This window comes from Pseudomonas sp. SCT (assembly GCF_003864275.1).
Lineage (GTDB): Bacteria > Pseudomonadota > Gammaproteobacteria > Pseudomonadales > Pseudomonadaceae > Stutzerimonas > Stutzerimonas stutzeri_AE.
On record NZ_BDJA01000002.1, the window covers coordinates 672,679 to 683,875 of the forward strand.

11 protein-coding genes are annotated in these 11,197 nt (G+C 59.7%); 9 read left to right on the top strand and 2 right to left on the bottom strand.

The genetic code is table 11. The features are described from left to right. Positions 1-120 precede the first annotated feature (120 nt). On the bottom strand, positions 121-3,303 hold the full coding sequence (gene rne / locus BHD08_RS07725) for a ribonuclease E (RefSeq protein ID WP_015276534.1): 3,183 nt from the start codon (positions 3,301-3,303) through the stop codon (positions 121-123). A gap of 559 nt (positions 3,304-3,862) precedes the next feature. Here rne and rluC point away from each other — a divergent pair. Genes rluC through BHD08_RS07745 form a run of 3 tightly spaced genes read left to right on the top strand, consistent with a single transcriptional unit; the run spans position 3,863 to position 6,468 of the window. Continuing rightward, positions 3,863-4,816 (top strand): 23S rRNA pseudouridine(955/2504/2580) synthase RluC, encoded by a 954-nt coding sequence (rluC, locus tag BHD08_RS07735; RefSeq protein WP_125021360.1) that lies wholly within the window; start codon positions 3,863-3,865, stop codon positions 4,814-4,816. Continuing rightward, positions 4,809-5,495: an HAD-IA family hydrolase gene (locus BHD08_RS07740; RefSeq protein WP_125021361.1), complete on the top strand. Its 687-nt coding sequence runs from the start codon at positions 4,809-4,811 to the stop codon at positions 5,493-5,495. The genes rluC and BHD08_RS07740 overlap by 8 nt, the downstream gene beginning before the upstream one ends. Further along, the gene (locus tag BHD08_RS07745) at positions 5,485-6,468 is read left to right on the top strand and encodes a S49 family peptidase (protein WP_106158277.1); all 984 of its coding nucleotides are present in this window, start codon (positions 5,485-5,487) and stop codon (positions 6,466-6,468) included. The genes BHD08_RS07740 and BHD08_RS07745 overlap by 11 nt, the downstream gene beginning before the upstream one ends. A gap of 10 nt (positions 6,469-6,478) precedes the next feature. On the opposite strand, the gene BHD08_RS07750 is transcribed toward BHD08_RS07745, so the two are convergent. Then, on the bottom strand, positions 6,479-7,057 hold the full coding sequence (locus BHD08_RS07750; RefSeq protein WP_125021362.1) for a nucleoside triphosphate pyrophosphatase: 579 nt from the start codon (positions 7,055-7,057) through the stop codon (positions 6,479-6,481). Positions 7,058-7,160: 103 nt separating this feature from the next. Between BHD08_RS07750 and BHD08_RS07755 the strand changes: the two genes are divergently transcribed. The 6 genes from BHD08_RS07755 (at position 7,161) to acpP (ending at position 11,146) form a co-directional block, all read left to right on the top strand. Next, on the top strand, positions 7,161-7,688 hold the full coding sequence (locus BHD08_RS07755; RefSeq protein ID WP_125021363.1) for a YceD family protein: 528 nt from the start codon (positions 7,161-7,163) through the stop codon (positions 7,686-7,688). 12 nt (positions 7,689-7,700) lie between these two features. Beyond that, on the top strand, positions 7,701-7,883 hold the full coding sequence (gene rpmF / locus BHD08_RS07760) for a 50S ribosomal protein L32 (RefSeq protein WP_003283674.1): 183 nt from the start codon (positions 7,701-7,703) through the stop codon (positions 7,881-7,883). Between the two features lie 3 nt (positions 7,884-7,886). Further along, on the top strand, positions 7,887-8,957 hold the full coding sequence (gene plsX, locus BHD08_RS07765; RefSeq protein ID WP_125021364.1) for a phosphate acyltransferase PlsX: 1,071 nt from the start codon (positions 7,887-7,889) through the stop codon (positions 8,955-8,957). A 63-nt stretch (positions 8,958-9,020) separates the two neighbouring features. After that, the gene (gene fabD, locus BHD08_RS07770) at positions 9,021-9,959 is read left to right on the top strand and encodes an ACP S-malonyltransferase (protein WP_125021365.1); all 939 of its coding nucleotides are present in this window, start codon (positions 9,021-9,023) and stop codon (positions 9,957-9,959) included. A 14-nt stretch (positions 9,960-9,973) separates the two neighbouring features. Then, on the top strand, positions 9,974-10,717 hold the full coding sequence (gene fabG, locus BHD08_RS07775; RefSeq protein WP_125021366.1) for a 3-oxoacyl-ACP reductase FabG: 744 nt from the start codon (positions 9,974-9,976) through the stop codon (positions 10,715-10,717). Positions 10,718-10,909: 192 nt separating this feature from the next. Then, positions 10,910-11,146 (top strand): acyl carrier protein, encoded by a 237-nt coding sequence (acpP, locus tag BHD08_RS07780; RefSeq protein ID WP_003283670.1) that lies wholly within the window; start codon positions 10,910-10,912, stop codon positions 11,144-11,146. Positions 11,147-11,197: the final 51 nt, after the last annotated feature.

Below are 11,197 nucleotides of genomic sequence, written 5' to 3' on the forward strand. Positions count from 1 at the left end.
GCGCGCTGAGCTGCGCAGTTAGGCTCGGATGGTTTGGTTGTCTTAATAAAGTGTCGGCGTGAGGCGGAACGCGCCCATAAAAAAGGGATGCCGAAGCATCCCTTTTTTTGCCATCAGTGCTTAGCCTTGTGGCTTCTCACGATTATCTGGCTCGTCGCCTTCAGCAGCTTTTTCCTCAGGGGCAGTTTGAGGTGCCTCCTCGGATACCGGTGCTTCTGGTTTTTCCTCGACTACTTCCGCTACTGGTTCCGTTACTGGCGTTTGCGCCTGCTGAGTGGGCTCGACAGTCGGACTGACCGATGGCTCTTCGCTGGCAAGTTGTTCAGCAGCAGGGGCGGACTCTACCACCTGCTCCGGCTGGGCATCGCTGGCTACTGGCTGCGCAATAGCTTCGGTCTGCGTTTCTTCAGCCGGTTCACTAGCAACGATTTCCGGGCTGGCCAGCGGCTGCGCGGCTGCGGCCTTGGCTTCGGCTTCAGCTGCTTCCTTGGCCAGGCGCTCGGCTTCGCGCTGACGGCGACGGACTTCGCGCGGATCGTTTGGTGCGCGGCCGCTAGGCGTCAATGCGGGTGCGGCAGCCGGTGCTGCTTCGGTTTTCTCGACAACTGGCTCGGAGGCTGGTTGCGGAGTTACGTCGGTCTGCACGGCAGGCACCTCGCTTGGTGCAACTTCGCCTGCTGCAACTTCGGTCGGTTGTACCGGAGCCTCGACTGCAGCTTCGACTACTGCAGGTTCCTCGGCAGCCGTGCGCTCGTCAGTAACCTCTGCAACAGCGGCCTGCTCGACGATGGTTGCGACGCCTTCGGTGCTGGTCTGGATCACGGCGTCATCGGCAAGCTTGACCTGCGGTGCGGCTTCGGTGTCGGTAGTGTTTGCGGCTAGCGCGGCTGCGGTTGCCGCAACAGCGATCTCCTCGGTCTTGACCGGTGCGTTGCTTTCGTCGACCTCGTCGATCTCGTTGCCGTTGGCATCGCGCTGGCGCTCGCGACGGTTGCTGCGGCGACGCTGGCCACGAGAGCGGCGGCGTGGACGCTCGCCATCGTTGCCTTCGGAAGCCTCGTTTGTATCTTGTGCGTCCTCGGCTTCGTTGGCGTCTTCGGTTTGCTGCAGCAGCTCGTCGGCGGCAGCGACAGCCTGCTGTTCGGCACGCGGCTTGCGCTCTTCACGTGGCGCGCGGGGCTGGCGCTCAACCTGCTCTTCTTCTGCTGCGGTTACCGGTGCTTCATCAATCGGCGCACGCAGTTCGCGTTTACGCTCCTCGCGGGGCTTGCGCTCTTCACGCGGAGCTCGCTCGCGGCGCGGTTGGGCCTCGGTGGCTTCAACTTGCTCGCGTGGTTTGCGCTCCTCGCGCGGCGGGCGTGGCTGGCGCTCTTCCCGTGGCTGGCGGTCATCACGCGGCTGACGCTCTTCGCGGGGTTGCCGTTCTTCGCGCGGCTGACGCTCCTCACGCGGCTTGCGCTCTTCGTCACGGCCACCGCGTGAATCACGGCGGCGGTTCTGCTGCCGTCCACTGCGGCGCTCGTCGTTGCGCTGCGGCCGGGGAGAGGCAGGCTTCTTCTCCACTTCGGCAGCGGCTTGCGGCTCTTTCGCCTCGCCTGCGAACAATCCGACCAGGGATTTGATCAGGCCTTTGAACAGACTTGGCTCTTGTGCCGGGGCGGCGGCGGGTGCTTCGGCTGGAGCTGCGGCGGCTGCTGGTGCTGGTGCAGTGCGCTGCGGTGCGGTCTTGACGGCCGCTTCCTGGCGAACAAGGGTGCGAGTGGAACTGACCGGCTGCGCTTCCTCGGCTTCGGTCTGGCTCATCTCGTAGCTTGCCTGGCCGGCCAGAATCTCTGGGCTGTCGTCACGCAGACGCTGTACTTCGAAGTGCGGCGTTTCCAGATGGTCATCCGGCAGGATGAAGATGCGCGCGCGAGTGCGCAGTTCGATCTTGGTGATCGCGTTGCGCTTCTCGTTGAGCAGGAAAGCGGCGACCTGGAACGGCACGCGGGCGCGAACCTCGGCGGTACGGTCTTTCAGCGCTTCTTCTTCGATCAGGCGCAGAATAGCCAGCGACAGCGATTCCACGTCGCGGATGATGCCTTGGCCATTACAGCGCGGGCAGACGATGCCGCTGGTCTCGCCAAGGGATGGACGCAGACGCTGGCGGGACATTTCCAGCAGGCCGAAGCGTGAGATGCGACCGACCTGGATGCGTGCGCGGTCGGCTTCAAGCGCTTCGCGCATCTTTTCTTCAACGGCGCGCTGGTTCTTGGCTGGCGTCATGTCGATGAAGTCGATGACGATCAGGCCGCCGATGTCGCGCAGGCGCAGCTGACGGGCGATTTCTTCCGCCGCTTCCAGGTTGGTCTGCAGCGCGGTTTCTTCGATATCGCCGCCCTTGGTGGCGCGCGCAGAGTTGATGTCGATGGACACCAGAGCTTCGGTCGGATCGATGACGATCGAGCCGCCGGAGGGCAACTTCACTTCACGCTGGAAGGCTGTCTCAATCTGGCTTTCGATCTGGAAACGGTTGAACAGCGGAACGGAGTCTTCATACAGCTTGATCTTGCTGGCGTACTGCGGCATGACCTGCTGGATGAAGCTCAGTGCTTCGTCCTGGGCCTCCACGCTGTCGATCAGTACTTCACCGATGTCCTGGCGCAGATAGTCGCGGATTGCGCGGATGATGACGTTGGATTCCTGGTAGATCAGGAACGGTGCGGCGCGATCCTTGGACGCATCCTTGACTGCGGTCCAAAGTTGCAGCAGATAGTCGAGGTCGCATTGCAGCTCTTCGCTGGAGCGGCCCAGGCCGGCGGTGCGCACGATGAGGCCCATGTCGGCAGGGATATCGAGGCCATTCAGGGCTTCGCGCAGTTCGTTGCGTTCTTCGCCTTCGATGCGGCGCGAAATGCCGCCGGCGCGCGGATTGTTCGGCATCAGCACCAGGTAACGCCCGGCGAGGCTGATGAAGGTGGTCAGTGCGGCGCCTTTGTTACCGCGCTCTTCCTTTTCGACCTGGACGATGACTTCCTGGCCTTCGCGCAGGACGTCTTTGATGTTCACGCGGCCTTCAGGCGATTTGCTGAAGTACTCGCGGGAGATTTCCTTGAGGGGGAGGAAGCCGTGGCGCTCGGCGCCGAAATCGACAAAGGCGGCTTCGAGGCTTGGCTCTACGCGGGTGATCTTGCCTTTGTAGATATTGGCTTTCTTCTGTTCGCGGGCGCCCGATTCGATGTCCAGATCGAACAAGCGTTGGCCGTCGACCAGTGCGACACGCAACTCTTCAGGCTGAGTTGCGTTAATTAGCATTCTTTTCATGTAGTACCGTCGGTTTCCGTGGCATCCGGAAACGGCGTTCGGCACACACGACTCTCGCGGTCGGTGTCAGGTGAGTCAGGAATGGTTGTAAGGCACTCCAGTGTCCAGCGATGTGCGGCCAGATGGGCCGGCGTCGCGACGACGTCTCCTGCTTACTGTCGGAACAGAAGCAATGGTTCGGGAGGAGGAATCAGGCATCGGTAGCGGACGGAATGAAGCGTCTGTGAAAGCCTTTGCTACGCAATCCGATGCTGTGCATCTCCACCCAACACGCATACTTTGAAAATCGGGTGCCGCTCGCAGAATCCGGGGAGCGGTTGTCGATTATCGCGATTCCCCAAACGGGGGCACGCATCATGTCTTCAAGGCTTGTTTCGCAACTTCACCGCTACTTGAGGGAAGCTCCGTCGGACGGCCTCACGTCCTAGAACAGATTTTTTGCCGGCTCGGGTTGGCGATATCGCTGGCATCCCGGGGCCTGTCCGCTTTTGGCGGCGTTCGCGACTATAACAGCAATGTTTAAGTGCTTCAAATCCATGAAAATTGCTATGATGCCCCGATGACCAATACCCCCTCCCAGACCTCCGGTGTGCAAATACTTGAGGTCGCGCCGGAACTCGCCGGCCAGCGAATCGACAATTTTCTCCGTAACCAGCTCAAAGGCGTGCCCAAGACGCTGATCTACCGCATCCTGCGCAAGGGTGAAGTACGGGTGAACAAGGGCCGCATCAAGCCGGAGTACAAACTGCAAGCCGGCGATCTGGTGCGTGTGCCGCCGCTGCGGCTGGCTGAGCGTGACGAGCCTGAGCCGCTGGCTCAGGGGCTACTGGAGAGGCTCGATAAGGCCATTGTCTATGAGGACAAGGCGCTCATCGTGCTGAACAAGCCGGCCGGCATAGCAGTACACGGCGGCAGCGGGCTCAGCTACGGCGTTATCGAAGCCTTACGGCAATTGCGACCCGATGCCAAGGAACTCGAGTTGGTGCATCGATTGGATCGCGATACGTCCGGCTTGCTGATGGTCGCTAAGAAACGCAGCATGTTGCGGCACTTGCATCAGGCTCTGCGTGGCGATGGTGTCGACAAGCGCTACATGGCACTCGTCCGCGGGCGGTGGGAGACATCCAAGAAGCAGGTCAATGCACCGCTGTTGAAGAATACGCTGCGCTCCGGTGAGCGGATGGTCGAGGTGACTGAGGATGGCAAGGAGGCGCTGACGCTGTTTCGCGTACTTCGTCGCTTCGGAGAGTTCGCAACGCTGGTCGAGGCCAAACCTGTAACCGGACGCACTCACCAGATTCGGGTGCATGCGCGCCACGCAGGGCACAGCATTGCGGGAGACAGCAAGTACGGGGACGAAGAATTCACTCGCGAAATTCGCGAGCTGGGCGGCAAGCGTTTGTTCCTCCATGCATATGCCTTGAAGGTTCCGTTGCCGGATGGGGGTGAATTGTCGCTAGAGGCGCCGGTCGACGAAATGTGGGCGCGAACGCTGGAGCGTCTCGGTGAGTAAGTATCAGGTCCTGATATTCGATTGGGATGGCACGCTGGTCGATTCAATTGGCCGTATCGTCGAGTCCATACATGTTGCTGCTCGCAGTTGTGGGCTACCGCAAGTCGACGACGACCTGGTCAAAGGCATCATTGGGTTGGCTCTTCCCGAGGCTATTACAGAGCTGTACCCGGAACGGGTCGATATCGGGCTAATCGACGATTTTCGCCATTTCTACAGCGAACACTATCTTGCCCTGGAAGCTCAGCCTTCGGCGCTGTATCCGGGCGTGGCCAAGGCGCTGTCGGAATTTCGAGATTCAGGGTATTTGCTTGCGGTTGCGACCGGCAAAGGGCGGCGGGGTCTGGATCGCGTTTTGGCCGGGCGGGGTTGGGAGGATTTCTTCGATATCACCCGCTGCGCGGACGAGACGGCGAGCAAGCCTGATCCCTTGATGATTGAGGAGATTCTCGCTCATTGCGGTGCTCGTCCGGAGCAGGCCCTGATGGTCGGTGATTCGATATTCGATCTACAGATGGCGCGGCGAGCCGGAGTGGACAGTGTGGCGGTCGCCTATGGTGCGCAACCGCTGCATATCCTGCGGCGGCATGAGCCTCGCGCTGTGATCAATCACTTTTCGGAGCTCGGCAGTTGGCTGCGCTCCGCGGCTGGTACTGAGGTGCATGTAAATGTCGGATGAGTGGAAGGCTCCGGTGGACGAATCCAAGGAAGATCGCAATAGCTGGAAGCTGCTGGAAAAGACGCTGCTTGCGGGGGTTCAGGAGCAGCGGCGCGCCAGGCGCTGGGGCATATTCTTCAAGCTGCTGACATTTGTATATCTGTTTGGTGCGCTGGCCTTGTTTTCGCCAGCCTTGCAGTTCGGTAAAAGCAAGGGGGCGCAGGAAAGCCATACGGCAGTGATCAACGTGCGCGGAATGATCGCGGATGAAGAGTCTGCCAGTGCCGACAATATAGTCGGCGCCTTGCGGGCCGCTTTCGAAAATGCCAACACCAAGGGTGTGGTGCTGCGCATCAACAGTCCTGGGGGCAGTCCCGTTCAGTCAGGCTATATCTATGACGAGATCCGGCGTTTGCGCAGTGAGTATCCGGCGATCAAGGTTTATGCGGTGATCACCGATCTTGGTGCGTCGGGTGCTTATTATATTGCCAGCGCGGCGGATGAGATCTATGCGGACAAATCCAGTCTGGTGGGATCGATCGGCGTGACTGCTGCCACTTTCGGCTTCGTCGATACGATGGCCAAGTTGGGAGTCGAGCGCCGGGTTTATACAGCTGGAGAACACAAGGCGTTCCTTGATCCTTTCCAGCCAGAAAAGCCCGAGGAGAGCCAGTTCTGGCGTGGAGTGCTCGCCACCACTCATCAGCAGTTCATTGACGCCGTCAAGCGTGGGCGTGGTGATCGTCTTCAGGATGCTCAGCATCCCGAGCTTTTCTCCGGGCTCGTCTGGTCCGGAGAGCAGGCCTTGGAGCTGGGGCTTATCGATGGTCTGGGTAGCACTGCTCATGTGGCTCGCGAAGTGATTGGCGAGCCGGAGATGGTCGATTTCACGATCAAGGAGTCGCCGCTCGATCGCTTCACCAAGAAGCTGGGCGCTGGTGTTGCTGAGCGGCTGGCAATCCTGGTGGGATTGCAGGGGCCGGCTCTGCGGTAGTGCGCCCGCTTCACGGGACTTCGATGCCTGCGTTCAGAAGCATGTCCACCAGCCGAATCAGTGGCAGACCCACCAGGCTGGTGACGTCTTCGCCTTCGGTGGTGCGGAACAGGCTGATGCCCAGTCCCTCGGCCTTGAAGCTTCCGGCACAATCGTAGGGTTGTTCTGTTTGCAGGTAGCGCTCGATTCGCGCTTCATCCAATGACCGAAAATGCACGGTGAACGGCACGCATGCCACCTGCAATCTGCCGTTCATGCTATCGAGAAGGGCTAGGCCGGTAAGAAATCTGACGCTGCCGCCACTGGCGGCCAGCAGCTGCTGCTTGGCTCGTTCGAACGTATGTGGTTTTCCGATTATCTCTTGATTCAGTACCGCCACCTGATCTGAGCCGATGATCAGGCTATCTGGGTAGCGATCGGATAGTGCGTGGGCCTTGCACTCGGCGAGTCGGCGCACGAGGTGTTCTGCGGTCTCGCCGGGGAGGGCGGTTTCGTCGATTTCCGGCGCACAACTGTCGAAAGGCAGTCGTAGGCGGGATAGCAGCTCCTGACGATACCGTGAGCTGGATGCGAGCATTAGGTGGCGCATGATTCCCTCCTATATATAGGTAGAAAGATTCTATGCGTTGCGTCGCGAACGCGGGCGGAATTCCTTTGACAGGTCGCAGGTGCGTCCCTAGAATGCCGCGCTTATGTTGAAAGGACCGATACCTCCGCACGTTGATCCGCGTAAGCTCGCTGACCGAGCGGCCACCCTTGACGGTGAGCTGCCATTGTCACGGCTCAAGCGGCTCACTGATCCTCTTGAAGATGATCAGGGTGCGGTGCGCGCCGGTTTTACTTTCGGGCGTGATGAACAGCGTACTGCGGTTATCCACAGTGAGCTCGATGTTGAAGTCAAGATGATTTGCCAGCGCTGTCTGGAGCCGGTTGTTCTGCCGATTCACAGTGAATGCGATTATGCCGTTGTGAATGAAGGGGCGAGCAGCCAGCACCTGCCTAAAGGGTATGACGTGCTGGAAGTAGGAGAGGATCCTCTGGATCTGCTGGCGCTGGTCGAAGACGAGCTGTTGCTCGCTCTGCCGATTGTTCCACTCCATGACCCTGAAATTTGCCAGCCGCCGGTTGGGCCAGATGAGCCTGAGCCGAGTGAGGACGAGGTAACGCGGTCCAACCCGTTCAGCGTACTGGCGCAGTTAAAGCGTGACCCAAACGTTTAGGAGTTGATCCAAATGGCTGTTCAGCAGAACAAAAAATCCCGTTCCGCCCGTGACATGCGTCGTTCGCATGACGCTCTCGTGCCGAACGCTCTGTCCGTGGAAAAGAGCACCGGTGAAGTTCACCTGCGTCACCACGTTTCCCCGGATGGTTTCTACCGTGGTCGCAAGGTGATCGACAAGGGCGCTGACGAGTAATCCTTGTCTGCTCCGATCATCGCGATTGATGCAATGGGTGGGGACTTCGGTCCCCACTGCATTGTTCCGGCCAGTCTTTCCTGCCTGGTTGAAAACTCCTCGCTGCATCTGGTCCTCGTCGGCCAAGCCTCTCTACTCGAACAGCTCGTTGCCCAGCATCCAGGGATCGATCGGTCGCGCCTGAAAATCGTCGATGCGCCCGAAACGATCGGCATGGACGAGCGCCCTGCTCAGGCGTTGCGCGGCAAGCCTCGTTCATCAATGCGAGTTGCGCTAGAGCAGGTACGCGACGGGAAGGCGAAGGCCTGTGTGAGTGCTGGCAATACCGGGGCGCTTATGGCGCTGGCGCGTCAGATACTGAAGACTCTCCCGGGTATCGACCGGCCGGCGATGGTGACAGCGCTACCCACGCAGGGTAACCCCTGTCTGTTGCTGGATCTCGGCGCGAACGTCGACTGCCCGGCCGACCAGCTATACCAATTCGCGGTGATGGGGGTGGTCGCAGCCGAGTCGCTGGGGCTGGATCAGCCAAGAGTTGCGCTGCTGAATGTCGGCACTGAAGAAATCAAAGGTACCCAGCAAGTCAAGCAGGCAGCTGTCCTTTTACAGCAGGCGCCGGATATCAACTACCGGGGCTTCATCGAGGGGGATGGGCTTTATCGCGGTGAGGCGGATGTCGTCGTTTGCGACGGCTTCGTCGGCAACGTATTGCTCAAGTCCAGCGAGGGGCTGGCGGGCATGCTGGTCGCCAAGGTTGAGGCGCTTTTCAGGCGGTCACTTGGGGCGCGTATCGTCGGTGCTATGGCGTTGCCGCTTTTACGCCGGCTCCGCGCAGAGCTGAATCCTGCGCAATACAACGGTGCCAGTTTTCTCGGCTTGCAGGGCATCGTCGTCAAGAGTCATGGCGGTGCTGGTGCGGACGGCTTCAAAGCAGCCGTTCGGCGTGCGGCGGAGGACGTCGAGCATGATCTTCCCGGGCAGCTGGCGCGTCGACTGGGGCATTATCTTGGTGGCGCTCGTCCTTCCGTTGCGGGTGATGATGTGACTGCAGCTGATGGCGAGCCATCCAACTGAAATTCGCTGCGCCTGTCACTGGCGTATTCTTCAGACGAACAGAACCACAAGAGAGTCGTTTTCATGTCCGCATCACTTGCTTTCGTCTTTCCCGGTCAAGGGTCTCAGTCCCTTGGCATGCTGGCCGAACTGGGTGCTCAGCAGAGCGTGATCGTCGATACGTTTGCCGAAGCTTCCTCGGCGCTGGGCTATGATCTCTGGGCATTGACCCAGAACGGCCCGGAAGAGCAGCTGAATCAGACCGACAAGACCCAGCCAGCGATTCTGGCGGCTTCGGTTGCAATCTGGCGTCTGTGGCTGGCTGAAGGTGGTGCGCAGCCTGCCTTCGTTGCGGGGCACAGCCTCGGAGAGTATTCAGCGTTGGTGGCCGCCGGCAGTCTTCCGTTCGCCGATGCAGTCAAACTGGTTGAGCTGCGTGGTCAGTTGATGCAGCAGGCCGTACCGGCAGGGCAGGGTGGTATGGCCGCCATTCTCGGGCTGGACGATGCAGATGTGCTGGCGGCGTGTGCCGAGGCGTCGCAGGGTGACGTGGTCAGCGCTGTCAATTTCAACGCTCCCGGCCAAGTCGTGATTGCAGGAAGTGCTGCAGCCGTAGAGCGTGCAATCGAAGCATGTAAGGCGAAAGGCGCCAAGCGTGCAATGGCGCTGCCGGTGAGTGTTCCGTCCCATTGTGATCTGATGCGTCCAGCCGCAGAGCGTTTTGCCGCCTCGGTGGAGGCGATTGCCTGGCAGGCGCCGCAGATTCCGCTGGTGCAGAACGTCAGCGCGGCCGTGGTGGCGGATCTGGATGCGCTCAAGCGCGATCTGCTGGCGCAGCTGTACAGTCCGGTGCGCTGGGTCGAATCGATGGTGGCCCTGGGCGAGCGTGGCGTGACTTCCTTGGTCGAATGTGGTCCCGGCAAGGTCCTTTCGGGCCTTAACAAGCGCTGCGTCAAGGGCATCAATACTTACAATCTCGATACCCCCGAGGCCTTTGCGGCCGCTCGTGCGGCACTGGCTTGAACAAGGAGAATGCTATGAATCTGCAAGGTAAGGTGGCGCTGGTTACAGGTGCGAGTCGCGGTATCGGCCAGGCCATTGCCCTTGAGCTCGGGCGCCAGGGCGCAATCGTGATCGGCACTGCTACCACTTCTTCTGGCGCCGAGCGTATCGCCGAGACTCTTAAGGAAAACGGTGTCGAAGGTGCCGGCCTGGTGCTGGACGTCGGCAATGACGAGTCGGTCAGCAGTACTCTGGAACACATTCAGCAGCATCTCGGGCAGCCCGCAATTCTGGTCAACAATGCTGGTATCACCCGCGACAATCTGATGCTGCGCATGAAGGATGACGAGTGGCACGACGTCATTAATACCAATCTGAGTAGCCTGTATCGTCTGTCCAAGGCCGTGCTGCGCGGCATGACCAAGGCCCGCTGGGGGCGAATCATCAATATCGGTTCGGTGGTTGGTGCCATGGGCAACGCCGGACAGGTAAACTACGCGGCAGCCAAGGCCGGTCTGGAGGGTTTCAGTCGTGCATTGGCTCGTGAGGTCGGTTCGCGCGGTATCACGGTGAATTCCGTGGCGCCTGGTTTCATCGATACCGATATGACTCGCGAGTTGCCGGAAGCCCAACGTGATGCGCTCCTGGGGCAGATTCCCCTGGGACGTCTCGGTCAGGCCGAAGAAATTGCCAAGGTCGTTGCGTTTCTCGCTTCGGACGGCGCTGCCTATGTCACCGGGGCTACTGTTCCGGTGAACGGCGGCATGTACATGAGTTGATGTGACACCCGGCGAAGGAGGACAGTCTTAGGGCTGTCTTTAAATTAGCTATAAAACATCAGCTGGTTTATAGACAGATGGTTGAAGGCGGTATCATGCTTGCCTGCTTCCAGCTTGAAATGCGGAAAACGCTTTCTATACACTACCGCGCAAACCAGCTGCCTGATTTTTCCATAGGAGTGAAAACAAGGTATGAGCACCATCGAAGAACGCGTCAAGAAAATCGTTGCCGAGCAACTTGGCGTTAAAGAAGAGGAAGTAACCAACAGCGCTTCCTTCGTCGAAGACCTGGGTGCCGACTCTCTTGACACCGTTGAGCTGGTGATGGCTCTGGAAGAGGAATTCGAGACCGAGATCCCGGACGAGCAGGCTGAGAAGATCACCACCGTTCAGGAAGCCATCGATTACATCAATGCGCACGCGCAGTAAGTTGTAATCCGCTTCGGAAACAGGAAAGCCGCACTGCCTTGATCGAGGTAG

Coding starts and splice junctions, on each gene's coding strand:
- rluC (WP_125021360.1), top strand. CDS start 3,863: ATGACCAATACCCCCTCCCAGACCTCCGGTGTGCAAATACTTGAGGTC.
- rpmF (WP_003283674.1), top strand. CDS start 7,701: ATGGCTGTTCAGCAGAACAAAAAATCCCGTTCCGCCCGTGACATGCGT.
- BHD08_RS07755 (WP_125021363.1), top strand. CDS start 7,161: ATGTTGAAAGGACCGATACCTCCGCACGTTGATCCGCGTAAGCTCGCT.
- fabG (WP_125021366.1), top strand. CDS start 9,974: ATGAATCTGCAAGGTAAGGTGGCGCTGGTTACAGGTGCGAGTCGCGGT.
- BHD08_RS07750 (WP_125021362.1), bottom strand. CDS start 7,057: ATGCGCCACCTAATGCTCGCATCCAGCTCACGGTATCGTCAGGAGCTG.
- BHD08_RS07745 (WP_106158277.1), top strand. CDS start 5,485: ATGTCGGATGAGTGGAAGGCTCCGGTGGACGAATCCAAGGAAGATCGC.
- rne (WP_015276534.1), bottom strand. CDS start 3,303: ATGAAAAGAATGCTAATTAACGCAACTCAGCCTGAAGAGTTGCGTGTC.
- fabD (WP_125021365.1), top strand. CDS start 9,021: ATGTCCGCATCACTTGCTTTCGTCTTTCCCGGTCAAGGGTCTCAGTCC.
- acpP (WP_003283670.1), top strand. CDS start 10,910: ATGAGCACCATCGAAGAACGCGTCAAGAAAATCGTTGCCGAGCAACTT.